At 59.0% G+C, this 21,993-nt stretch carries 24 protein-coding genes and 1 riboswitch; of the genes, 10 read left to right on the forward strand and 14 right to left on the reverse strand.

Features of this window, described 5'->3' with window-relative positions; translation table 11 throughout:
• Positions 1-20: 20 nt before the first annotated feature.
• Positions 21-854 (forward strand): S-formylglutathione hydrolase, encoded by an 834-nt coding sequence (gene fghA / locus ACQZ40_RS09835; RefSeq protein WP_142779156.1) that lies wholly within the window; start codon positions 21-23, stop codon positions 852-854.
• Between the two features lie 60 nt (positions 855-914).
• On the opposite strand, the gene ACQZ40_RS09840 is transcribed toward fghA, so the two are convergent.
• The 6 genes from ACQZ40_RS09840 to crcB all read right to left on the reverse strand — a co-directional run bounded on the left by ACQZ40_RS09840 (position 915) and on the right by crcB (position 5,034).
• Positions 915-1,304 (reverse strand): RidA family protein, encoded by a 390-nt coding sequence (locus tag ACQZ40_RS09840; protein ID WP_448747859.1) that lies wholly within the window; start codon positions 1,302-1,304, stop codon positions 915-917.
• A gap of 248 nt (positions 1,305-1,552) precedes the next feature.
• Positions 1,553-2,041 (reverse strand): hypothetical protein, encoded by a 489-nt coding sequence (locus tag ACQZ40_RS09845; protein ID WP_271046118.1) that lies wholly within the window; start codon positions 2,039-2,041, stop codon positions 1,553-1,555.
• 60 nt (positions 2,042-2,101) lie between these two features.
• Positions 2,102-2,896, reverse strand: a complete 795-nt coding sequence (locus ACQZ40_RS09850) for an ATP12 family chaperone protein (RefSeq protein WP_448747860.1) — start codon at positions 2,894-2,896, stop codon at positions 2,102-2,104.
• A 29-nt stretch (positions 2,897-2,925) separates the two neighbouring features.
• Positions 2,926-3,594: an HAD family hydrolase gene (locus tag ACQZ40_RS09855; protein ID WP_448747861.1), complete on the reverse strand. Its 669-nt coding sequence runs from the start codon at positions 3,592-3,594 to the stop codon at positions 2,926-2,928.
• 6 nt (positions 3,595-3,600) lie between these two features.
• The gene (locus ACQZ40_RS09860; protein WP_035264040.1) at positions 3,601-4,590 is read right to left on the reverse strand and encodes an RluA family pseudouridine synthase; all 990 of its coding nucleotides are present in this window, start codon (positions 4,588-4,590) and stop codon (positions 3,601-3,603) included.
• Between the two features lie 66 nt (positions 4,591-4,656).
• Entirely contained in the window at positions 4,657-5,034 is a 378-nt protein-coding gene (crcB, locus tag ACQZ40_RS09865; protein ID WP_003523608.1) for a fluoride efflux transporter CrcB, read from the reverse strand.
• 204 nt (positions 5,035-5,238) lie between these two features.
• On the opposite strand from crcB, the gene ACQZ40_RS09870 reads away from it, so the two are divergent.
• A complete protein-coding gene (locus ACQZ40_RS09870) occupies positions 5,239-5,541 on the forward strand; it encodes a hypothetical protein (RefSeq protein WP_065655458.1) in 303 nt (100 codons plus the stop codon).
• A gap of 238 nt (positions 5,542-5,779) precedes the next feature.
• Here the strand turns inward: ACQZ40_RS09870 and ACQZ40_RS09875 are convergent, their stop codons facing one another.
• Positions 5,780-6,751 carry a copper chaperone PCu(A)C gene (locus tag ACQZ40_RS09875; protein ID WP_448747862.1) on the reverse strand — a complete coding sequence of 324 codons (972 nt, stop codon included), beginning with the start codon at positions 6,749-6,751 and terminating at the stop codon, positions 5,780-5,782.
• Positions 6,752-6,838: 87 nt separating this feature from the next.
• Positions 6,839-7,219, reverse strand: a complete 381-nt coding sequence (locus ACQZ40_RS09880) for a hypothetical protein (protein WP_448747863.1) — start codon at positions 7,217-7,219, stop codon at positions 6,839-6,841.
• A gap of 173 nt (positions 7,220-7,392) precedes the next feature.
• On the opposite strand from ACQZ40_RS09880, the gene ACQZ40_RS09885 reads away from it, so the two are divergent.
• The 6 genes from ACQZ40_RS09885 to ACQZ40_RS09910 all read left to right on the forward strand — a co-directional run bounded on the left by ACQZ40_RS09885 (position 7,393) and on the right by ACQZ40_RS09910 (position 14,076).
• Positions 7,393-7,578, forward strand: coding sequence for a DUF3008 family protein (locus ACQZ40_RS09885; protein ID WP_448747869.1), 186 nt, complete (start codon positions 7,393-7,395; stop codon positions 7,576-7,578).
• A gap of 124 nt (positions 7,579-7,702) precedes the next feature.
• Positions 7,703-7,790, forward strand: a riboswitch (glycine riboswitch).
• Between the two features lie 154 nt (positions 7,791-7,944).
• The gene (gene gcvT, locus ACQZ40_RS09890; RefSeq protein WP_125145717.1) at positions 7,945-9,084 is read left to right on the forward strand and encodes a glycine cleavage system aminomethyltransferase GcvT; all 1,140 of its coding nucleotides are present in this window, start codon (positions 7,945-7,947) and stop codon (positions 9,082-9,084) included.
• 28 nt (positions 9,085-9,112) lie between these two features.
• Positions 9,113-9,475 carry a glycine cleavage system protein GcvH gene (gcvH, locus tag ACQZ40_RS09895; RefSeq protein ID WP_065655405.1) on the forward strand — a complete coding sequence of 121 codons (363 nt, stop codon included), beginning with the start codon at positions 9,113-9,115 and terminating at the stop codon, positions 9,473-9,475.
• The gene (gcvP, locus tag ACQZ40_RS09900; protein WP_433823618.1) at positions 9,475-12,339 is read left to right on the forward strand and encodes an aminomethyl-transferring glycine dehydrogenase; all 2,865 of its coding nucleotides are present in this window, start codon (positions 9,475-9,477) and stop codon (positions 12,337-12,339) included. The genes gcvH and gcvP overlap by 1 nt, the downstream gene beginning before the upstream one ends.
• A gap of 217 nt (positions 12,340-12,556) precedes the next feature.
• Positions 12,557-13,114: a fasciclin domain-containing protein gene (locus tag ACQZ40_RS09905; protein ID WP_065655403.1), complete on the forward strand. Its 558-nt coding sequence runs from the start codon at positions 12,557-12,559 to the stop codon at positions 13,112-13,114.
• A 158-nt stretch (positions 13,115-13,272) separates the two neighbouring features.
• Positions 13,273-14,076 carry an endonuclease/exonuclease/phosphatase family protein gene (locus ACQZ40_RS09910; protein ID WP_161987928.1) on the forward strand — a complete coding sequence of 268 codons (804 nt, stop codon included), beginning with the start codon at positions 13,273-13,275 and terminating at the stop codon, positions 14,074-14,076.
• A 39-nt stretch (positions 14,077-14,115) separates the two neighbouring features.
• Here ACQZ40_RS09910 and ACQZ40_RS09915 read toward each other — a convergent pair whose 3' ends face one another.
• Entirely contained in the window at positions 14,116-14,619 is a 504-nt protein-coding gene (locus ACQZ40_RS09915) for a hypothetical protein (RefSeq protein WP_080856330.1), read from the reverse strand.
• A gap of 194 nt (positions 14,620-14,813) precedes the next feature.
• On the opposite strand from ACQZ40_RS09915, the gene ACQZ40_RS09920 reads away from it, so the two are divergent.
• On the forward strand, positions 14,814-16,100 hold the full coding sequence (locus ACQZ40_RS09920; RefSeq protein WP_448747864.1) for an MFS transporter: 1,287 nt from the start codon (positions 14,814-14,816) through the stop codon (positions 16,098-16,100).
• A gap of 58 nt (positions 16,101-16,158) precedes the next feature.
• Here ACQZ40_RS09920 and ACQZ40_RS09925 read toward each other — a convergent pair whose 3' ends face one another.
• The 5 genes from ACQZ40_RS09925 to cysG form a co-directional block, all read right to left on the reverse strand.
• Positions 16,159-16,971, reverse strand: a complete 813-nt coding sequence (locus ACQZ40_RS09925; protein WP_338810331.1) for a ferredoxin--NADP reductase — start codon at positions 16,969-16,971, stop codon at positions 16,159-16,161.
• 146 nt (positions 16,972-17,117) lie between these two features.
• Positions 17,118-17,624 carry a DUF934 domain-containing protein gene (locus tag ACQZ40_RS09930; RefSeq protein WP_448747865.1) on the reverse strand — a complete coding sequence of 169 codons (507 nt, stop codon included), beginning with the start codon at positions 17,622-17,624 and terminating at the stop codon, positions 17,118-17,120.
• A 10-nt stretch (positions 17,625-17,634) separates the two neighbouring features.
• The gene (locus tag ACQZ40_RS09935) at positions 17,635-19,305 is read right to left on the reverse strand and encodes a nitrite/sulfite reductase (RefSeq protein ID WP_003521340.1); all 1,671 of its coding nucleotides are present in this window, start codon (positions 19,303-19,305) and stop codon (positions 17,635-17,637) included.
• 8 nt (positions 19,306-19,313) lie between these two features.
• Positions 19,314-19,628, reverse strand: a complete 315-nt coding sequence (locus ACQZ40_RS09940; protein WP_003521341.1) for a DUF2849 domain-containing protein — start codon at positions 19,626-19,628, stop codon at positions 19,314-19,316.
• Positions 19,621-21,084 carry a siroheme synthase CysG gene (gene cysG, locus ACQZ40_RS09945; protein ID WP_078052952.1) on the reverse strand — a complete coding sequence of 488 codons (1,464 nt, stop codon included), beginning with the start codon at positions 21,082-21,084 and terminating at the stop codon, positions 19,621-19,623. Before cysG ends, ACQZ40_RS09940 begins: the two co-directional genes overlap by 8 nt.
• Positions 21,085-21,347: 263 nt before the next feature.
• Here cysG and ACQZ40_RS09950 point away from each other — a divergent pair, with 263 nt between their 5' ends.
• Positions 21,348-21,935 (forward strand): deaminase, encoded by a 588-nt coding sequence (locus ACQZ40_RS09950; RefSeq protein ID WP_142845485.1) that lies wholly within the window; start codon positions 21,348-21,350, stop codon positions 21,933-21,935.
• The last annotated feature ends 58 nt before the right edge of the window (positions 21,936-21,993 follow it).

The following is a 21,993-nucleotide window of genomic DNA, read 5'->3' on the forward strand; positions in this document are numbered from 1 at the left end:
ATTTCACAAGGAATGGCTTCATGAACATTATTTCGCAGAATACGGCCTTTGGCGGCATGCAGGGCGTATTTTCGCACACATCCGAAACCCTGAAATCTGAGATGAGCTTTGCGGTTTACGTGCCGCCGAAGGCGATCCATGAGCCCTGCCCTGTCCTGTGGTATCTTTCCGGCCTCACCTGCACCCATGCCAATGTCATGGAAAAGGGCGAATATCGCCGCATGGCCTCGGAACTCGGGCTGATCGTCGTCTGCCCGGATACCAGCCCGCGCGGCAATGACGTGCCAGATGAGCTGACCAACTGGCAGATGGGCAAGGGCGCCGGATTTTATCTCGATGCCACAGAAGAGCCCTGGTCCGAGCACTATCGGATGTACAGTTATGTGACGGAAGAACTGCCTGCTCTCATCGGCCAGCATTTCCGTGCGGATATGAGCCGCCAGGGCATTTTTGGCCATTCGATGGGCGGCCATGGCGCTATGACCATTGCGCTCAAGAACCCCGAGCGTTTCAAGAGCTGCTCCGCCTTTGCGCCGATCGTGGCTCCCTCTTCGGCCGACTGGTCCGAGCCGGCGCTGGAAAAATACCTCGGTGCGGATAAGGCTGCATGGCGTCAATACGACGCCTGTGCGCTGGTCGAGGACGGCGCGCGTTTTCCCGAGTTCCTGATCGATCAGGGCAAAGCCGATAGTTTTCTTGAAAAGGGCCTGCGCCCCTGGCTGTTCGAAGAAGCGATCAAGGGCACGGATATCGGCCTGACGCTGCGCATGCATGAGCGCTACGACCACTCCTATTATTTCATTTCCACCTTCATGGATGACCATTTGAAGTGGCATGCGGAGCGGCTGGGATAAGGATGGAGAAGCGGGCTGGCGGCGCCCTGTAAGCGCCGCCGCTGCCGATTTAACCTGACATTACGGGATGCGGGCAATGACCTTGATCTCGAAATCGAAGCCGGCAAGCCAGTTGACGCCGACGGCCGTCCAGTTCGGGTAAGGCTTTTGGCTGAAAATCTCCTGCTTGACGGCCATGATCGTTCCGAACTGGTTTTGTGGGTCCGTGTGGAACGTCGTCACATCCACAATATCATCGCAGGTGCAGCCCGCCGCTGCAAGCGTGGCCTTGAGGTTTTCAAAGGCCAGCCGGACCTGACGTTCAAAATCCGGTTCAGGCGTTCCATCGGCACGGCTGCCGACCTGGCCGGAAACGAAAAGAAGATCACCGGATCGGATAGCTGCGGAATAGCCATGCTCCTCGTAAAGCGCATGCCTGTTGGCGGGGAAAATTGCTTCGCGTGCGGTCATTATGCATCTCTCTTTTGGCTGAGTGGTCATGGATGCCGAGAAGCGTTGCTCTTTTTAAAAGAGGCTTCGGACGCCCATTTACATACGTTACGTATGTCAGATAGTTACATACGCGCCGCATGTCAATTACATATACGTGACGTATGTTAATTTAAGAGCACCGAAGATGCGCCTGATTGAAGCTTGAAATATTTCGGAAGCTGAAATGCGGACGAATAGGCTTCGCGCTCTCGCCTTTTGTGTCCTGCTCATGGAAACAGAGCCGTCGCCAGCGTCGTCGGGCCGGGTCGGCTGAGCCTGAATTCGCGGATCACACGTTCGGCGACACCATAGGCAAGTTCCTGCTCTATCGACTGATTATCGAAGCTGACGACGGTGGCGGTGAATTTGGCCTCGGCGATCACCTCTCCCGTCGCGACGGCTGCGGCGCGGACGATGACCTTGGCTGACGCCCTTTCCCCGAACAGGAACGGGCCGCGTGCAACGGATGCGAGACGGATGGTCAGTACCACGCGCGGCCGCGTTTCTCCACGCGCCGTTGTTTTGATCGCATTCTGCACCTGCGCATGAATGGACTGCATCAGCGCCGGAGCGACATCCGGGCGTGCGGCGACGAATGCGCCGCGCACATCGTACAGCAGCCGGTCAGTATGGGTCGCTTCCGGTTCCAGCCTGAAAGACATGAGCGTGAAACACGCCAGCACAAGAATGCCAAGGCGTTTCAACGAGGTGGTCATGATCAGCGGCTCCCCTAACGTGAGGTAACCGCATATTCGGCCATCAGGGTTAGAAAAGCGTTAAGACGCGCTCTTGAGCGACTCCAGAACATTGAGTGCCGCGCGCATATCGACAAGCCTGACGGCGCGGCGCTCAAGCGCCTCCTCGTCCTCGCGCCATTGCTCGGCGGTCCAGTCCTCGTCCAGATGGGCGAGCGCCCAGGCTTCCTCCAGCGTCAACTCCCCTTCCGCCAGCGCCAGCGCCAAAATGGCGGAGCCGGTCAGCGATGTCATGGTGTGGAGAGCGGCAAGCGCAATCGGCGTATCGTATTTCTTCAGCGTTACCGCAAAGGCCGCGATGGCTTCGCGCGGCTGGTCCTGATGCATCACGCCTTCAACGAGAATGAAGCGCGCTCCGAGCACATTGGCCGCCCAGTCCAGAACCGGATCCCAATGGTCCGTCTGCCGCGCAACCAGCGCTTCCGGATCGCCGGCGCGATAGCAGAGGAGATCGGAAGAGGAAAATCGAAGTATGTCCTCAAAAACCGCCTGGGTATCATTGGCGACGCCATCAATGGCCGTGTTCACATGCCGAGAAACGGGCATGACCACCGGATTGACCACTTCTTTCTGGGCATCCCATTCATCGCGAAGCAGTTCCGCCAGCGCGCGCGTCGGGACGGTCAGCGGCTTCTTGGCGGGGGTGCGCAGCGGCTTGCCATCGAGAAGGATGGTAAAACCGCCCTCCTCCGCCTCGCCGACGGTGACATCCTGATAGAACCGCTTCGGCAGAGGTTTCTGCATCTGGATCTGCGCGCGCAGGATCGGGTCGGGATGGCTCAGGCCCTCCGAAAGGTCGTTCAGGAGATCACGCATGGCACGTCCTCGTCAGTCGGATAGAAAGGTTATTCAAGAATATCGGCCGGAACATAGGCCGGAATTTCGCGCGGATGGCTGACGACCGCATCGGCGCCTGCCTTCCAGAGATCGTCGACCGAGGCATAACCCCAGGCGACGCCGATTGCTTTCGCGCCGGCGGCCTTGGCCATCTGCATGTCGTAGATCGCATCGCCGATAACGACAGTATCGGCCGGAACCATGCCGGTTTCATGGCAGCATTCCATCACCATGGCCGGATGCGGCTTTGAGGGGCAATCATCCGCCGTGCGCGAAACGATGAAGTGATCGGCAAGGCCGTGGGTCTGCAGAATATGGGTAAGACCGCGACGACCCTTGCCTGTCACCGCGCCGATCAGCACATCGTCGCGTTTCGAAAGCGTATCGATCAGCGTGGCGATACCGTCGAAAAGCGGCACGGTCATTTCCGGCCGCTCCCGCAGGGGATGATAGAGTTCCCTGTAACGTTCCGTCATCGCCTTCGCTTCATCATCCACATGTGCCCTGCCCAGCATGCGGGCGATGGCGATATCCAGCGTCAGACCGATGATCGCCTTGGTTTCGGAGATATCGGGGCTCGGCTTGCCGAAATCAGCGAAAGTATCTGACATGACGGCATGGATCAGGCCGGCGCTATCCACCAGCGTTCCGTCGCAATCGAAAAGAACCAGTTTCATGGGCTCTCAGTCTTCCCTGTCGCCATCGGCCACGTCGAGACCGAGGAGGTTCCAGGTCTGTACCATATGCGGCGGCAAGGGTGCGCTGACCCGAAGCCGGCCGCCATTCGGATGCGGAATGTCGATATGGCGTGCGTGGAGGTGCAGGCGCTTCTGGATGCCGCCCGGGAAATCCCAGTTCGGATCGTCGATGTAATATTTGGGATCGCCGATAATCGGATGGCCCATATGCAAGGCGTGCACGCGAAGCTGATGCGTGCGGCCGGTATAGGGTTCCATTTCCAGCCAGGCGAGGTTCTGCGCGGCGGTATCGATGACGCGGTAATAGGAAACGGCGTGATCGGCCCCCTCCTCGCCATGCTTGGCGATACGCATGCGATCGCCATCCATCGTCTGTTCCTTGACCAGCCAGGTGGAAATCTTGTCCTGATGCTTGCGCGGCACGCCCTTGACCAGCGCCCAATAGGTCTTCTTGGTATCGCGTTCGCGGAAGGCAGCAGTCAGCTTCTGTGCAGCACCGCGGGTGCGGGCAACCACCAGCACGCCCGACGTATCGCGGTCGAGGCGGTGCACCAGACGCGGCTTTTCGCCCTTCTGATTGGTCCAGGCTTCCAGCAGCCCGTCGATATGGCGAGTGACGCCGGAGCCGCCCTGCACGGCAATGCCGGCCGGCTTGTTGAAAACGAAGACCTTGTCGTCCTCATGCAGGAGCATGCGCGCCAGAAGCTCGCCATCTTCGGAATGTTTGAGGTCTTTCGATCCGATCGGGCCGCTCTTGACCTTGAGATCGGAATCGACCGGCGGTACGCGCACCATCTGTCCCGGCTGCACGCGTGCATCCGTCTTCACCCGGCCGCCATCCACACGCACCTGGCCGGAGCGCAGAAGCTTCTGCAACTGCCCGAAACCAAGTCCCGGATAATGAATCTTGAACCAGCGATCGAGGCGCATACCGGCCTCGTCGGCCCCGACCTTGATATGCTCGATACCTGCCATGAAATTTCCAGTCTTTCTGTCCTGATCGCGCGCCCTATTCGTCGGCGCGCCGTTTGGACCAAGCCTTTAGAACAAACTGCGGCCCAAGGCCAGCCCGGCGAAAACCGCGGCAATGGAAACCGCAAGGCTTGCCAGCACGTAAACGGCCGACAGCCCGAGCGCGCCGCGTTCGAATAGCGCGACCGCATCGAGCGAGAACGACGAGAATGTGGTGAACCCGCCGAGCACGCCGGTGACGAGAAACAGGCGCATTTCCATCGAGGCGTTCAGCCGGCGCGCCACAAGCTCGACCAGCAGACCGATCAGGAAAGATCCGACCACATTGACGGCAAGGGTTCCCCAGGGAAAATTCGGTCCGGCCAACCGCATGCTCCAGACCCCGACCAGATAACGGAACACGGAACCGATTGCGCCGCCTGCAGCGACAAGGGCGATATTGATCATGGGGAATTGTGTCTCCGGAAGAAATCGTCGGACCGGACGGTCCAGGACATTTTTAGACCATGGGAACCGCCGGCGAAACCCCTTTGCCCGGCGCTTTGGACTGTTAAAATACGATTAAATTGCAGCTGTGCGATTTAGCCTTCCAACAATGGGCAACTGTTAATCTACGGTTTTTTAGGGTCGGCGAAGATGGCCGGAGGTTCGATGACACAGGTTCTTTCCGTTTCCGCGAATACAGCGGCCTATGCGCTGGAGGCCATGAAGCCGCCGCAACGCGTGCCGCGCAAGAGCGAGGTTGAAGAGGCCATTCACGAACTGGCGCGCAAGGCCGAAAACGGGGATGACTTTCAGCTCAGGGGCCTGATGACGACGATCAAGCCGCCGGCCCTAACCCTCTATTTCCTGATAGCAAGCAGCCAGCGCCAGGAGCCACAGGCGACACTCGAGCAGGCCGTGGAGGCCTACGAGGAAAACAGCTTCACATCAAAATCTGAAAGTAATTTATAGATCAAGTGGATATATATATATATTAATGTAATTTCTTCAGTTTTTCGCCATATAGGCGGAGCCTTCGCATTCAGCCTGGTGTCAGACTGATCTTCTAGAGATTTGCGACCGAGTTCAGGAAAATCACGTGGGCGAATGCCACCCGGCTTTTCCGCCACTGCGCTGAAGAACAAACACGACAGATGAAAATTTGCGGCTACCGGACCTGTCACGCGTTCCGGTAGCCGTTTTTTATCGGTCAATTATGCTGGTGGTCGCCGCCGCCCTTGGCTGCGCCTGCGGACAGCACGATCTCCACCTTGCCGGCCTTTTCGAAGATGAGCGTCACCGGCACCTTGTCGCCTTCGGCAAACGGCTTCTTCACATCGAAGAACATCATGTGCAGGCCGCCGGGCTTCAGCTCCACCGTCTGGCCGGCGGGAATGACGATGCCGTCATCCAGCTTGCGCATTTTCATGACGTCGTTGACCATGGCCATCTCGTGGATTTCTGCACGTCCGGCGGACGACGATTCAACGCCGATCAGCTTGTCGTCGCTATCGCCGGTATTCTTGATCGTCACGTATCCACCACCCACAGGCTGGCCCGGCAGCATGGCCTTGGTCGTTCCCTCGGACACTTCGAGGCTGCCGGCCTTCACGACATCCATATCCATGGCGGAATGATCATGGCCGCCGGCATGCGCAGCCTTTGCGGCAACGCGAATGGTGGGAGCGGGACTTTTCAGGGAATGTGGATCGACGCCGGCCGCTGCCACTTCGTCCCAGGCAACCTTGCCTTTGTCGCCGCAGAGCTGCGTTACCTTGAATGGCAGGTCCTGCCCCGCCTCAATACCGGAGATTTTTCCCTGCACGGAGAAGGTGTCGTAGAATTCATCCGGCAGGTTGCCGCCCTTCCAGCGGATTTCGACCGGTCCGCTTTTAATCTCCTTGCCGTGGTCCTTGTAGGCCTTCTGGTAGTCTCCCTTGATGACCTCCAGTTCCCAGCCAGCCTTGGGCTGGGGCTTTGCGGCAATGAAACCTTCCGGCAGTTTGATCTGAACTTCGGTGGTGGCGAGCCCGCCTTCGCAGCCATGCGGCACCTGGAGGGCGGCAACGACGGTGCTTTCCTGTTCGGCCGAACCGTCAACGAATGTGGCATGGGCGAAAGCCTGCACGGTCGAAACCGAGGCGACGAAAAGGCTGCATGTGATGATCTTGGTGGTTTTCATTTGCTTGTCCCTGCGGCTGCTATCCCTCTGGGTCCGCGCAGCCGCTCCGTGCCGCCAAAGGCGGCGATGATCCCGTAAAACGAAAAATCAGGCGAACAGGGACGGAGGGCCGCGCGCGGCGGGCTTCTGGATCGTCAGCACGGAGCGGAAGCTCCATTCCGCAGGCAGGCGGTAGTCGAGCCAGGCAAACTCAGTCTTCAGCCAGCCAGCCGTATCGGGCATCGGCAGAAGAATGGACGAGGCGAGCAGGCAGGCCTCGCAAAACAGGATGGCGTCGCCGGAATGGGCGGGGCCTTCCTTGTTATGGGAAGCATTGACGCCGTTGCCATGGCCAAGGCAGATTTCCGCGAAGGTGCCGTCCGGCAGCCGGTAACTCTCATCCAGCGCAACGGCGGGTGCTGCGGCAAGCGCCGGCTTGTGGGCAAAACCGAGGGACAACATCAGGGTCGCGCAGAAAATGCGAAGCATTTTCTCCATCCGCATCAATCGTCGTGTTCGATTTGCATCCATGTTCTAGGCGATATCCCTGTTTCTCTCCGATTTCAAAGGGGAATTTTGCCGCAGGCCAGACCGTCGCAAGGGAACAATAGATGCCAGGCGGCATTTTCCTGCCACAACCATCATTCCAAGGGAGGCCCGACATGCCAGCCAAATCGAAGGCCCAGCAGAAAGCGGCGGGCGCCGCACTGGCGGCCAAACGCGGAGAAACGAAGAAATCCAGTTTAAAAGGTGCTTCAAAAAGCATGGAGAAGTCCATGACAGAAAAGGAACTTGAGGATTTCGCATCGACGAAACGCAAGGGCCTGCCTGAGAAAAAATCCGAATGAAGAAAGCCGCCAAGACCATCTGTCGCCGCGGATCGCTGCGCCGATGGCGCAGATGGAGCAAGAATCTGTTCAGATGCGTCATTTGGTCCTTGCCAATAACGGGTCTTCGAAGATAATAAGCGTCGCATCATCGTTGGGAGAAACCGCTTCAATGCGGTGCCGAAGGAGCAACCGCCCCGGAAACTCTCAGGCAAAAGGACCAGCGGTGACGACGGAACTCTGGAGAGAAGCCACCTTTCATAAGGACGGCTCGCCGAAGGGATAACAATCTCAGGCGACAAGGACAGAGGGGGCTCTTGAACCCGGTGCGTTTTTCGCGCCATGACCTGAGCCCGCGCGATATCTCGCGCAACCCTGGAGGCGTCCTTGGACGATACCGCCGCGCTGAAAACCACGCCGCTCCACTCCCTGCACATATCGCTTGGCGCCCGCATGGTGCCCTTTGCCGGTTACGACATGCCCGTGCAATATCCGGCCGGCGTTCTGAAGGAACATCTCCAGACCCGCACCTCCGCCGGCTTGTTCGACGTGTCCCATATGGGTCAGGTGATCCTGAAAGCGAAGTCCGGCAAGAATGAAGATGCCGCACGCGCGCTCGAAAAGCTGGTGCCGGTTGACATTCTCGGCCTCAAGGAAGGCCGCCAGCGCTACGGTTTCTTCACCGACGAAAATGGTGGCATTCTGGATGATCTGATGATCACCAATCGCGGCGATCATCTTTTTGTCGTCGTCAACGCCGCCTGTAAGGATGCCGATGTCGCCCATATGAAGGCGCATCTTTCCGATGCCTGCGAGATAACTCTTCTCGATGACCGGGCGCTTATCGCGCTTCAGGGTCCGCGCGCTGAGGCCGTTCTGGCTGAACTCTGGGCCGGCGTCTCGGAAATGAAATTCATGGATGTGCAGGAAGTGCCGCTGCATGACGTGCCGTGCATCGTCTCGCGCTCCGGTTATTCCGGTGAAGACGGCTTTGAGATTTCCGTACCGGCCGACAAGGCCGAAGAAATTGCCAAAGCCCTGCTCGAACATCCCGATTGCGATGCCATCGGGCTTGGTGCGCGCGACAGCCTGCGCCTCGAAGCCGGCCTTTGTCTCTACGGCAACGATATCGACACTACGACCTCCCCCATCGAAGCCTCGCTCGAATGGGCGATCCAGAAAGCGCGCCGCGCCGGTGGAGACCGCGAGGGCGGTTTTCCTGGCGCGGAGCGTATTCTCGGCGAACTGAAAGACGGCACATCGCGCCGCCGCGTCGGCCTGAAGCCGGAAGGCAAGGCGCCGGTGCGCGGCCATTCGAAGCTGTTTGCGGATGCCGAAGGCAAGACGGAAATCGGTGAAGTGACCTCGGGCGGTTTCGGTCCCTCGGTCGAAGGTCCCGTCGCCATGGGTTACGTGCCTGTTTCCCACGCTGCTCCCGGTACGGCGATTTTCGCGGAAGTGCGCGGCAAATATCTGCCCGTCACCGTCGCCGCCCTTCCCTTCATCAAGCCCACCTATAAACGATAATCTTCATCCCATCTCCGGAGAGAATACGATGCTGAAATTTACCGCAGAACACGAATGGCTGAAGTTCGAAGGCGATATCGCCACCGTTGGCATCACCAGCCACGCCGCTGAACAGCTTGGCGATCTCGTTTTCGTTGAATTGCCGGAAGTGGGCGCCACCTTCTCCAAGGATGGCGACGCGGCAACCGTTGAATCCGTCAAGGCGGCTTCCGATGTCTATTGTCCGCTGGATGGCGAAGTGGTCGAAATCAACCAGGCCATCGTTGATGATCCCTCGCTCGTCAATTCCGACCCGCAGGGCGCCGGCTGGTTCTTCAAGCTGAAACTCTCCAATCCGGCCGATGCCGAGACGCTGCTCGATGAAGCGGCCTACAAGGAGCTGATCGCGTAATGACGACGCCCACCGAATTCCATTTCACCGACTATCAGCCCTATGATTTCGCCAACCGGCGTCACATCGGGCCGTCGCCGTCGGAAATGGCCGAGATGCTGAAGGTCGTTGGCTATAAGAGCCTCGATGCCCTGATCGACGCCACCGTTCCCTCCTCCATCCGCCAGAAAGTGCCGCTGACCTGGGGTGCGGCGCTGACCGAACGCGAGGCGCTCGACCGCCTGCGTGAAACGGCCAACAAGAACCAGGTTCTGACCTCGCTGATCGGCCAGGGTTATTACGGCACCATCACGCCGCCGGTCATCCAGCGCAATATTCTGGAAAACCCGGCCTGGTACACGGCCTATACGCCCTATCAGCCGGAAATCAGCCAGGGCCGCCTTGAGGCGCTGCTGAACTACCAGACCATGGTCTGCGATCTGACCGGTCTCGATGTTGCCAACGCATCGCTGCTCGATGAAGCGACGGCGGCTGCCGAAGCCATGGCGATGTGCCAGCGCGTTGCGAAATCCAAGGCGACCGCCTTCTTCGTTGACGCCAATTGCCATCCGCAGACCATTGCGCTGATCGAGACCCGCGCGGCCCCGCTCGGCTGGAAGGTGATTGTCGGCAACCCCTTTACTGATCTCGACCCGGTCGATGTGTTCGGTGCGATCTTCCAGTATCCGGGCACCCACGGCCATGTCAGCGATTTCTCCGGCCTGATTTCCCGCCTGCACCAGACGGGCGCGATTGCCGCCGTCGCCGCCGATCTTCTGGCGTTGACGCTGCTCAAATCTCCCGGCGAAATGGGCGCTGACATCGCCATCGGCACCTCGCAGCGCTTCGGCGTTCCGGTTGGTTACGGCGGTCCGCACGCGGCTTACATGGCCGTCAAGGATGCGCATAAGCGCTCCATGCCCGGCCGTCTGGTCGGCGTTTCGGTCGATGCGCGCGGCAACCGCGCCTATCGCCTGTCGCTGCAGACACGCGAACAGCATATCCGCCGCGAAAAGGCCACGTCGAACATCTGCACGGCGCAGGTGCTGCTGGCCGTCATGGCCTCCATGTATGGCGTCTTCCATGGCCCGCAGGGCATTAAGGCGATCGCCCAGCAGACCCACCAGAAGGCCGTTCTGATGGCCAAGGGGCTGGAAAAGCTCGGCTACACCATCGAGCCGGAAACCTTCTTCGACACCATCACCGTTGAAGTCGGCCACATGCAGGGCGTCATCCTGCGCTCGGCCGTTGCGGAAGGTGTGAACCTTCGCAAGGTGGGCGCGACCAAAATCGGCATGAGCCTTGACGAGCGCACGCGCCCGGCGACGCTTGAGGCGGTCTGGCGCGCATTCGGCGGCAATTTCTCGATCTCGGATTTCGAGCCGGAATATCGCCTGCCGAAGGACCTGCTGCGCACCAGCCAGTATATGACGCATCCGATCTTCCACATGAACCGTGCCGAAAGCGAGATGACCCGTTACATCCGCCGTCTTTCGGACCGTGATCTGGCGCTCGACCGCTCGATGATCCCGCTCGGTTCCTGCACCATGAAACTGAATGCGACAGCGGAAATGCTGCCGATCACCTGGCCGGAATTTTCCGACATCCATCCCTTCGTGCCGGCCAATCAGGCGCTCGGTTACAAGGAGATGATCGACGATCTCTCCGAAAAGCTGTGCTCGGTCACCGGTTACGACGCCTTCTCCATGCAGCCGAATTCCGGCGCGCAAGGGGAATATGCCGGGCTTCTGACCATCCGCAACTATCACCTCGCCAATGGCGGCACACACCGTGACGTCTGCCTCATTCCGACGTCGGCGCATGGCACCAATCCTGCCTCGGCGCAGATGGTCGGCATGAAAGTGGTGCCCGTCAAAGTGCGGGACAATGGTGACATCGATATCGATGATTTCCGTGCAAAAGCAGAGCAGTATCAAGAAAACCTCTCGTGCTGCATGATCACGTACCCGTCCACCCACGGCGTGTTCGAGGAGACGGTTCGCGAGATTTGCGAAATCACCCATAAGCATGGTGGACAGGTCTATCTGGACGGTGCCAACATGAACGCCATGGTCGGTCTCGCCCGCCCCGGCGATATCGGTTCGGACGTTTCGCATCTCAACCTGCACAAGACCTTCTGCATTCCGCATGGCGGCGGTGGCCCCGGCATGGGACCGATCGGTGTCAAGGCGCATCTTGCTCCCTATCTGCCCGGCCATCCGGCGACGGACGGTCGTGAGGGTGCGGTGTCTGCAGCTCCTTTCGGCTCCCCATCGATCCTGCCGATTTCGTGGAGCTATTGCCTGATGATGGGCGGCGAAGGGCTGACGCAGGCCACTAAAGTGGCGATCCTCAACGCCAACTATATCGCCGAGCGGCTGAAGGGTGCGTACGACGTGCTCTACAAGTCCGAAACCGGCCGCGTGGCGCATGAGTGCATCATCGATACCCGCCCGCTGGCAGATAGCTGCGGCGTGACGGTGGACGATGTCGCAAAGCGCCTCATCGACTGCGGTTTCCACGCGCCGACCATGAGCTGGCCGGTTGCCGGCACGCTGATGATCGAGCCGACGGAATCCGAAACCAAGGCGGAAATCGACCGTTTCTGCGATGCCATGCTGGCGATCCGCGAGGAAGCCCGCGACATCGAGGAAGGCCGCGCGGACAAGACCAACAACCCGCTGAAGAACGCGCCGCACACAGTGGAAGACCTCGTTGGTGAATGGGATCGTCCCTATAGCCGCGAAAAGGGCTGCTTCCCGCCCGGCGCGTTCCGCATCGACAAATACTGGTCGCCGGTCAACCGCATCGACAATGTCTATGGCGACCGCAACCTCATCTGCACCTGCCCGCCGATGGAGGCTTATGCCGAAGCGGCTGAGTAAACTTCGTTTCGCTCAAGACAAAAGCCCGGATCGCTCCGGGCTTTTTTATGTCGACACATAGATAATCATTCTTGAAATCAATTATTTATCATTTTTCCTGGCTCGCCTCGAAACTTCGAGGAGCCGGCTTCCGTCTCTTGTGTCGCTACGGATCACCGATAGCGGCCACCGAAAGAAGTGCCTTTCGGGGTTTGGAAGTCACCAAGGAGGAATAACGATGTACAACGTTTCTGTTCGCGTCCTGACGCTGGCCGCAGCTCTTTCCATCGGCATGGTTTCCGCTTATGCCGCGAACCCCAAAGTTGGCGGCGCCGCAATGTTCGAGGACAAGAACATCGTTGAAAATGCGATGAACTCGAAAGACCATACAACGCTTGTCGCAGCGGTCAAGGCTGCCGGGCTTGTCGAAACACTTCAGGGAAAGGGCCCGTTCACGGTGTTTGCACCAACCAATGAGGCTTTTGCGGCCCTTCCGAAGGGTGCGGTCGATGATCTTCTGAAGCCCGAGAACAAGGAGAAGCTGGTCAAGGTGCTGACCTGCCATGTGGTTGCCGCCAATGCACTGTCACCCGCCATCGAAAAAATGATCAAGGACGACAAAGGTGAGCATGACGTTAAGACCGTCGGCGGCTGCGTTCTCAAGGCCAAGGAAAGCATGGGCAAAATCACGTTGACGGACGAGAATGGTACGGTTGCCCACGTCACCATCGCCGACGTCAAACAATCCAATGGCGTCATTCATGTCATCGACAAGGTGTTGCTGCCGAAGATGTAATATAACGAGACGGCAGGCGACTGGTACATGTAGAGGCCCGGAGCGATCCGGGCCTTTTCCGTTACAGCAGCAACGTTTCTCGGCCCCGCCGCACACGATTGCTCGCCACACATTCCATGCTAGAACGGATGCCACAATCAAGCGGCGATGGAGTGGGAATGCGTGTGATTTGCCTGAATGGTTGGGGCGGAAAGCTTCATGACGAGATTGTTCCCTATATCTCCTCATCAGATCCCGATATTCTTTGCCTGCAGGAGGTGGTGCACACGCCGACTGCCTTTGAGGACTGGCTGAGCTACCGCGATCACGGCATCGACCTGCCGCAAAGGGCGAACTTCTTCCACGAAATCGCCGAGGCCTTGCCGGATCACCTCGCGATCTTCTGTCCGGCGGCGCAGGGTGATCTCTGGCACAGCGAGATTAGATATCCTTCCCAATGGGGGCTGGCGACATTTGTGCGCAAATCCATCGCCATCGTTGCGCAGGCGCAAGGGTTCGTGCACGGGACTTTTTCCGCAGACGGATATGGAGATCATCCACGGTCGCGCACGGGCCACGCCGTCAGGGTTTTCGACTTCACCACCGGTCAGCCGGCCGTCATCGCCCATATGCACGGATTGCGCGACCTCAGCGGCAAACACGATATCCCCGCCCGTCTAGCGCAGGCGAAACGCCTCGTACAACTTGTCAAAAACATTGCTGAGGATGGCGACCGGATCATCGTCTGCGGTGATTTTAATGTCCTGCCTGACAGCGAGACCTTCACTGTGCTGAAGGAACTGGATCTCACCGAACTCGTCACGACACGCGGCTTTACTGACACCCGGACCTCACATTATGCCAAAGCGAACCGTTATGCGGATTACATGCTGGTCAATCCAGCCGTGCAGATCGATCGTTTCGATGTGGTGAGGCAGCCGGAAGTTTCGGACCATTGCCCCCTGCTGCTCGAATTCCACTAGAAACCCGAGCCGCCCATCCGTCATTGTCTCACCGCTGACTTAGCGAACGAGCCGGATATCGCTCGTCACCACCGTCTTGCCGGTCCTGCCGTCCTTATCGGTGGTGCGCAGCCGCAGACCGTTGGCTCCAATCTTTTCAATGGTCATGGCAGCAATGCGATCGCCGTTGATATCCCGGTTCCATCGCACTGTCAGATTTATGGCGTTTCCCTGTCTTGTGCCGGAAAGTGCGGATGGGCGGCCGGAAGGCCCAGTATAGGCGCCACTGTAGCGTCCGCCTTTCTCCGACAGATCGGCAGCGATTGCCCGCCTTACCACGAGAAGGCCGCGGCAAGTGCCTGACATGTTGAGCGAAGATGCCCCCGCATTGGAGTTCAGTGTGCAACTCACATTGATCGGCGGCGTGCCTATCCGGGTAATCACGGTTCCCTTGCCTGCCCATGTGCCTTTCAGCGATGAGAGAAATGCGCGTTCGTCCGCATGTGCGGGCTGCGTGCCGAGCAATGCGGCCGAAAATAAAACTGCAAAAACCTTGATCTTCATGGCGCGTATCCGTTTTTCCACGAAGACTAACTCACGAGTACCGTTAAACGTTCCTCCAGCCGACTTTGCAGCGACCAAAAACATCTAGGATTTATCCTCATGTCGTGCCAATGCAACCAAATGCGGGCACAGATGTTTTTCGCCAGCCTCAATTAATTCCCATTCCCTCTTGCATATTTTTCGGAGCATATTTCATGACGACAATCGGCGTTTCGGCACCACCCGGCGGACTTCCTTCCGGTGGCTTGCCGCGTAGCGGTGGTATCTCAGACCGCACGCTTTTTGCCCTTGCAGCGCTGAATTTTTTCCTTGCCGATGCCCGTGACGGCCTCGGGCCGTTTCTGGATGCATTTCTGGCGACACAGGGCTGGTCTTCGCTTTCGTTGGGCATGATCGCCACGGTCGGTGGCCTCGTCGGTCTGCTTGCCACACCGCTCTGCGGCGCGCTGGTGGATGGGACGACGTGGAAACGAACGCTGATTGCCATCCCCGTTGTTCTCGTGACCGTCGGGGCGTTGATCACGCTGATCTTTCCGGATGTTTGGATCGTCTGGACCGGCCAGATCATGACGGCGGTGGTTGGCGCAGTGGTCGGTCCCGCGCTTGCCGGCCTCACACTCGGCCTTGTCGGCGAGCGACTGTTTTCCCACCAGATTTCGCGCAATGAGTTCTGGAACCACGGTGGTAATTTTGCGTCGCTTTTCGCGACTTATGTGGTCGTAACGTTCTTCGGCATGAACGGGATAATCGGTCTGATGCTGCTGACCGCTGCAGGCGCCCTGCTCGCTACGGCGGCCATTGATCCCGATAGGATTGATCACAAGGTTGCGCGTGGCCTTGCCGAAGACAAGGGAGAGCCGGGGCCGTCCGGCATCAGGGTGCTGCTGCACGAACGCGGGCTGATCTTTCTCGCCATCATTCTGCTTGTTTTCCACTTCGGCAACGCGCCGATGGGCCGGTTGATCGCACAGGATTTCGCCATTGAACTGCAGACGCCCTTCCGCACCACCGCCATCATTACCGGCGTCGCGCAATTCGCGATGATCTTCGTCGCCGCAATGGCCCCATGGCTGATACGCCGTTTCGGTCTCTCGACCGTTTTCATCATCGCGCTGATCGCGTTGCCGATACGCGGTCTCCTCGCCTCGGCCTTTTCGGATTTCTGGGTGATCTTCCCGGTGCAGTTTCTCGATGGCGTTGGCGCGGGCCTGCTCGGCATCGTCACCCCGGTTGCGGTGGAGAGGATTTTGAAAGGCACCGGTCGTTTTAATGTCGGCCTTGCCAGCGTCATGATGGTTCAGGGTATCGGCGCATCGTTCAGCAATGTCGTCGCAGGCTGGCTGGTGACGAAGGGCGGTTATTCGCTGTCGCATCTCGTCGGCGGCGGCATTGCCGCTATCGCCATCGGGCTTTTTCTTCTCTATCGCAACGAAATAGCCCCGAAACAGGATGACGACGCCGCCTCTCAACACCCGCACTGAAGGCGCAAACAAAAAGGAGGCCTGACGGCCTCCTGAAATCTCGTAGCTTTTTATGGGATCAACCGACGAAAGCGCGCTCGATCACGAATTCGGCGGGCTTGTTGTTGGCGCCTTCGTTCAGGCCGGCTTTTTCCAGAAGCTCCTTGGTGTCCTTCAGCATTGCCGAGGAGCCGCAGATCATGCCGCGATCGACTTCGGGATCGAGAGCCGGAACGCCGAGATCCGCAAACAGCTTGCCGTTCTCGATCAGCGTGGTGATGCGGCCCTTGAAGGGGTAATCTTCGCGGGTGACGGTCGCATAGTGCTTCAGCTTGTCGCCGACGATTTCGTTCAGGAATTCGTGGTTACGGATTTCCTCGACCAGATCAAAGCCGTATTTCAGCTCTGCAACATCACGGCAGGTATGGGTGAGGATGACCTCTTCAAACTTCTCATAGGTCTCGGGGTCACGGATCAGGCTTGCAAAAGGCGCAATGCCGGTGCCGGTGGAGAACATGTAAAGCCGTCTGCCGGGTGTCAGTGCATCCAGAACCAGCGTGCCTGTCGGCTTCTTGCGCATCAGAACCGTGTCACCGGGCTTGATCGCCTGAAGATGGGAGGTCAGCGGACCGTTCGGAACCTTGATCGAGAAGAATTCCAGTTCCTCGTCCCAGGCAGGGCTGGCGATGGAATAGGCGCGGTAGATGGGCTTGTCGCCGACCATCAGGCCGATCATGGCGAATTCGCCGGAACGGAAACGGAAGCCGGCCGGGCGCGTCATACGGAAACGGAACAGGTGGTCGGTATAGTGCTCCACCGATAAAACCGTCTCGGCGTAAACACCGTCAGGTATCTTGATCGCGAAATCTTCCGTCTTGGCTGGCGCGTTCATTTCAGGTTCCGTCCATTCTTATTCGATGCGACATTCTCCGACCGGGCAATTATACCATTTTTGCTCCGGTTTGAAGGCATGAGAATGTCAATACTGCCATGTGCGTAGGAAATATGTATCAAAAACTCATATTTCCACGCAACGTGTCATAGAGACGCACGACGACGCCAGCTATAGGCCTCACCGCCGCTCGCCGGCTTGGCCGTCGGCTGGTAATAAACCGGAATTTCCGGCAGGCGATTTTCGGACAGGCGGCGGATGGCCGTGCCGTTCGTCACCGCAAAGCTGGTGAAGCCGGTGCGAAGCATCAGCGGCACCTGATCGATCAGGACGTCGCCAACCGCCCTCACCTCGCCCGCAAAACCGAGACGACTGCGCAGCAGCGAAGCGTGGCTGAACCCGCGTCCGTCATTGAAGGCCGGGAAGCTTATGGCGACAAGGTCGATACGGTCGAGATAGGGTCCGAGCCGCGTCACATCGTCGGCGGGCGTGATCAGAACGCCGAGGCCGATATCGTTGCTTTCGGCGGCACGAACCAGAAAATCGGCGAGCGGCAGCACGGGCTTCTGCTCCGCCGTCGCTTTCACTTCTTCCGTTTCGATCAGCCAGGGATCGTTTTCCACGAAGCCGTCGCGGGTCCAGATTTTCGTCATGGCATTCTCCTCAGGCGGCTTCTGCAGCGGAACCGTAGAGCGCATCCTTGAACGGTTGCGGTCCAACGCGGCGATAGGCTTCGAGGAAAATTTCTTCCTTCGAAAGGCGAAGCCCGAGATAGGTGTCGACGATGGTTTCGATGGCGTCGGTGACTTTTTCCGGCTCGAAGCCACGGCCGATGATTTCACCGATCGAGGTGTTCTCATCGCCCGATCCGCCAAGCGTGATCTGGTAAAGTTCCGCGCCCTTCTTTTCCACACCCAGCAGGCCGATATGGCCGACATGGTGGTGGCCGCAGGCATTGATGCAGCCGGAAATCTTGATCTTCAGCTCACCGATTTCCGCCTGACGCTCCGGCGAACCGAAGCGGGTGGAAATTTCCTGCGCCACCGGAATGGAGCGCGCATTGGCGAGCGCGCAATAGTCCAGCCCGGGACAGGCAATGATATCGGTGATCAGCCCGGCATTGGCGGTCGCGAGGCCCGCACCCACCAGTGCGCGATAAACCGGCTCGAGATCGGCCAGCGCCACATGCGGCAGGATGATGTTCTGCTCATGGCTGATACGGATTTCATCGAAAGCATATTCCGCGGCGATATCGGCGACGAGTTCCATCTGCTCATCGGTCGCATCGCCCGGAATGCCGCCGATCGGCTTCAGCGAGATCGTCACCATGCCGTAATCGGGATGCTTGTGCGGCGCGACGTTCTGCTCGACAAAACGGGCAAAACCTTCATCGGCCCGCTTCCAGCGCGCCAGGCTTTCCCAGCCTTCCGGCCGATCCTTCAGCGCCGGCGGCGCGAAATAAGCGGTGATTGCCGCAATATCGGCATCCGGAAGCTTCAACTCGGTGTTCTTGAGTTCAGCGAATTCGACCTCGACCTGGCGGGCCAGTTCTTCCGCACCGGTCTCGTGCACGAGGATCTTGATGCGCGCCTTGTATTTATTGTCGCGGCGGCCGTGCAGGTTATAAACGCGCATGATTGCCGTCGTGTAGGAAAGCAAGTCCTCTTCCGGCAGGAAGTCGCGGATTTTCTTGGCGATCATCGGCGTGCGGCCCTGCCCGCCGCCGACATAGACGGCGAAACCGATCTCACCCTTATCGTTCTTTTTCAGATGCAGGCCGATATCGTGCACCTGAATGGCGGCACGGTCGCGCTCGGCGCCGGTGACGGCGATCTTGAACTTGCGCGGCAGGAAGGAGAATTCCGGGTGAACGGAAGACCACTGGCGCAGGATTTCCGCATAGGGACGCGGATCGGCGACCTCATCGGCGGCCGCGCCGGCGAAATGATCGGCGGTGACGTTGCGAATGCAGTTGCCGGACGTCTGAAGCGCGTGCATTTCCACGCTCGCCAGTTCGGACAGGATATCCGGCGTATCGGAAAGGCGCGGCCAGTTGTACTGGATGTTCTGACGGGTGGTGAAGTGGCCATAACCCCGGTCATATTTGCGGGCAATATGAGCCAGCATCCGCATCTGCTTCGAATTCAGCGTGCCGTAAGGAATGGCGACGCGCAGCATATAGGCATGCAGCTGAAGATAGACGCCGTTCATCAGGCGCAGCGGCTTGAACGCATCCTCGGCCAGTTCGCCGGAAAGGCGGCGCTCGACCTGATCGCGAAACTGCGCCACGCGGCCTTCAACAAATGCGTGATCGAACTCGTCGTAACGGTACATATTATTCCTCAGACTGCGATGAATGCTGCATCGGCCGGCTTGAAGCCGGTGGCATAGTGCACGGTGGGGCCGGCGGCGCGAATGCGTTCGCGAAGACGCGTCGGCCAAAGCTTGCCGTTCTCTTCGATGACATCGATGACGGCCACATCGACGACCTTGTTGGCGGAGAAATCCCGCTTGCCGATTTCCTCAAACGAGGCGACGGCCTCCGCATGGCGGGCAACGATTGCGCCCTGCAGGTTCTCCGTCCACTCCCCGTTGGCATCGAGCCAGACGGCGATGCCATCGCTCAGGCGGTTGGCGGTCAAAACCTTGTCAGCCATTTACATACTCCCGTTTGAAATCCGCCGGCCGCACTGACAATGCAAGCGCCTCGGACCTGTCAAAATTGGCGCCCGCCACCGCATCGCCGATGATGACCATGACCGGTCCGGTCAGTTCATCGCGATGTTCGAGTTCGGGCAGATCGTTCAGTGTGCCATGCAGCAGGCGGCGATCCGCGCGGCTGGCGTTTTCGATGACGGCAACCGTGGTTTCCACACCCAATCCCGCGTCGATCAGCCGCTTCGCGACCGAAGCAGCAACACTGCGGCCCATATAGACGGCGATGGTGGCGCCGGAAACCGCAAGCCTTGCCCAATCGGGCAGGACATCGCCAGCCAGATCGTGGCCGGTGGTGAAAATCAGCGATGAAGCGACACCGCGCAGCGTCAGCGGCAATTCGAAATCCGCAGCGGCGGCGAAGGCCGACGTGATGCCGGGCACGATCTCATAGGCAATACCGGCTTCGCGCAGCGCCGCCATTTCTTCGCCTGCCCGGCCATAGACCAGCGGATCGCCGGATTTGAGGCGCACGACGCGCTTGCCATCTTTGCCGAGGCGCACCAGCAGGCGGTTAATCTCGTCCTGCGACTTGCTGTGGCAGCCCTTGCGCTTGCCGACGGAGAGGCGCTCGGCATCGCGGCGGCCCATATCGACAATCGCCTGTGGCACAAGCGCATCGTAAACGATCACATCGGCTTCCATCAGCACGCGCTGCGCGCGCAGCGTCAGCAGATCTTCAGCGCCCGGTCCTGCGCCGACGAGCCAGATACGTCCTTCGCTGCGTTCGGGCGATTGCAGCAGGCGGTCGACGGCCTGACGGGCGGAGAGCGTATCGCCAACGGCGACGGCATCCGCCACCGCACCTGAAAAGAACCGTCGCCAGAAATTGCGCCGCAAGGCGCCCTTCGGCACGTTCTCCTCGGCCGCATCACGATACTGCACGGCAAGGCGCGCAAGCTTGCCAAGCGACGGCGACAGCATCTGGTCGATGCGGGCGCGGATCATCTGGGCGAGAACCGGCCCTGCCCCTTCCGTGCCGATAGCCACGGCGACGGGCGCGCGGGCGACGAGCGCCGGGGTGAAGAAATCGCAGAATTCCGGCTGATCCACCGCATTGGCGGGAATTTTCGCGGCGCGCGCGAGGGTGACGATCTCACGGTCCAGCGCCTCATCGCCGGTAGCGGCGAAGACCAGCGTGGCGCCTTCGATCAATTCGCCGGCGAAAGCCAAAGCTCGATGATCAATGCCATTTTCGCTGATATAACGGGCAAAATCGGCTTCCGGCTTGTCGGCATAGGCAATGATATGCGCGTTGGTGTTGGCGAGAAGCCTTACCTTCGCGAAGGCTTCATCGCCATTTCCGAAAACAGCGACCTGCCGTCCCTCGACCCGGAAGAAAGCGGGGAAGGTTGAAAGGCGGTCGCCAGCAGCGGAAAAATCATGTTCGTTGTGCATTGGACATATATCCCGCATTGCGGTGCAAGATTGAAGAAACAGAAATTCAAGCCTTTCCGGCACCTGGATTTTTATTTCTCGAAGACCCCGGTTTTGGAGGAAAACAAACCGGCGATGCTTTTCCGCACCTGCGCAAGCTCTGAGAATCCCCTTGCAATCCCTTGACAAAGCGGGTTCTCGCGCCGAACAAGGAGCGACCATCGACTGTCGATTTCCCCATGCGAAGACCGCTTTTCCTTAAAGCGGCATGAAGGACAAGACCCTTGACCAGCTCCACCCTCGCCGCCCGCCTTCTCGATGTCATCGAACACGATATCCTGCCCTTGACGGCGCGTGGCGTCAGCCTTGGCAACAAGGTTTTCGGTGCGGCGATCCTGCGCAAATCGGACCTGTCGCTGGTGATCGCCGAGACCAATAACGAGCTGGAAAATCCGCTCTGGCATGGCGAAGTGCACACGCTGAAACGGTTTTACGAGTTGGGCGAAAAGCCGAACACGAAGGAGCTGATTTTTCTCTCCACCCACGAACCATGCACCATGTGCATGTCCGCCATCACCTGGGCGGGCTTCGATAATTTCTACTCCTTCTTCAGCCACGAGGATTCCCGCGACGCTTTCGCGATCCCTCACGACCTGAAAATCCTCAAGGAAGTTTTCGGACTGGAACCGGGCGGGTATCGCCGCAACAATGCCTTCTGGAATTCGTATTTCATTGCCGATCTGGTGGAGGGTGAAGACGATCCGCGGAAGACCACGTTGAAGGCGCAGACGGCCCGCATCAAGGCCGCTTATGACGATCTTTCCACCAGCTACCAGTCATCGAAGAGCGGCAACGACATTCCGTTGAACTAGGGCATTTCCGCAGGACGTGCGTGACGGTTTTCCGTCCCGGCGATGCGCAGAAACAAAG

This window comes from Agrobacterium sp. 16-172Ci (assembly GCF_053522725.1).

Excerpts from the sequence above, each read along its gene's own strand:
- fghA (WP_142779156.1), top strand. The coding sequence starts at position 21 with ATGAACATTATTTCGCAGAATACGGCCTTTGGCGGCATGCAGGGCGTA.
- ACQZ40_RS09840 (WP_448747859.1), bottom strand. The coding sequence starts at position 1,304 with ATGACCGCACGCGAAGCAATTTTCCCCGCCAACAGGCATGCGCTTTAC.
- ACQZ40_RS09845 (WP_271046118.1), bottom strand. The coding sequence starts at position 2,041 with ATGACCACCTCGTTGAAACGCCTTGGCATTCTTGTGCTGGCGTGTTTC.
- ACQZ40_RS09850 (WP_448747860.1), bottom strand. The coding sequence starts at position 2,896 with ATGCGTGATCTCCTGAACGACCTTTCGGAGGGCCTGAGCCATCCCGAC.
- ACQZ40_RS09855 (WP_448747861.1), bottom strand. The coding sequence starts at position 3,594 with ATGAAACTGGTTCTTTTCGATTGCGACGGAACGCTGGTGGATAGCGCC.
- ACQZ40_RS09860 (WP_035264040.1), bottom strand. The coding sequence starts at position 4,590 with ATGGCAGGTATCGAGCATATCAAGGTCGGGGCCGACGAGGCCGGTATG.
- crcB (WP_003523608.1), bottom strand. The coding sequence starts at position 5,034 with ATGATCAATATCGCCCTTGTCGCTGCAGGCGGCGCAATCGGTTCCGTG.
- ACQZ40_RS09870 (WP_065655458.1), top strand. The coding sequence starts at position 5,239 with ATGACACAGGTTCTTTCCGTTTCCGCGAATACAGCGGCCTATGCGCTG.
- ACQZ40_RS09875 (WP_448747862.1), bottom strand. The coding sequence starts at position 6,751 with ATGAAAACCACCAAGATCATCACATGCAGCCTTTTCGTCGCCTCGGTT.
- ACQZ40_RS09880 (WP_448747863.1), bottom strand. The coding sequence starts at position 7,219 with ATGCTTCGCATTTTCTGCGCGACCCTGATGTTGTCCCTCGGTTTTGCC.
- ACQZ40_RS09885 (WP_448747869.1), top strand. The coding sequence starts at position 7,393 with ATGCCAGCCAAATCGAAGGCCCAGCAGAAAGCGGCGGGCGCCGCACTG.
- gcvH (WP_065655405.1), top strand. The coding sequence starts at position 9,113 with ATGCTGAAATTTACCGCAGAACACGAATGGCTGAAGTTCGAAGGCGAT.
- gcvP (WP_433823618.1), top strand. The coding sequence starts at position 9,475 with ATGACGACGCCCACCGAATTCCATTTCACCGACTATCAGCCCTATGAT.
- ACQZ40_RS09905 (WP_065655403.1), top strand. The coding sequence starts at position 12,557 with ATGTACAACGTTTCTGTTCGCGTCCTGACGCTGGCCGCAGCTCTTTCC.
- ACQZ40_RS09910 (WP_161987928.1), top strand. The coding sequence starts at position 13,273 with ATGCGTGTGATTTGCCTGAATGGTTGGGGCGGAAAGCTTCATGACGAG.
- ACQZ40_RS09915 (WP_080856330.1), bottom strand. The coding sequence starts at position 14,619 with ATGAAGATCAAGGTTTTTGCAGTTTTATTTTCGGCCGCATTGCTCGGC.
- ACQZ40_RS09920 (WP_448747864.1), top strand. The coding sequence starts at position 14,814 with ATGACGACAATCGGCGTTTCGGCACCACCCGGCGGACTTCCTTCCGGT.
- ACQZ40_RS09925 (WP_338810331.1), bottom strand. The coding sequence starts at position 16,971 with ATGAACGCGCCAGCCAAGACGGAAGATTTCGCGATCAAGATACCTGAC.
- ACQZ40_RS09930 (WP_448747865.1), bottom strand. The coding sequence starts at position 17,624 with ATGACGAAAATCTGGACCCGCGACGGCTTCGTGGAAAACGATCCCTGG.
- ACQZ40_RS09935 (WP_003521340.1), bottom strand. The coding sequence starts at position 19,305 with ATGTACCGTTACGACGAGTTCGATCACGCATTTGTTGAAGGCCGCGTG.
- ACQZ40_RS09940 (WP_003521341.1), bottom strand. The coding sequence starts at position 19,628 with ATGGCTGACAAGGTTTTGACCGCCAACCGCCTGAGCGATGGCATCGCC.
- cysG (WP_078052952.1), bottom strand. The coding sequence starts at position 21,084 with ATGCACAACGAACATGATTTTTCCGCTGCTGGCGACCGCCTTTCAACC.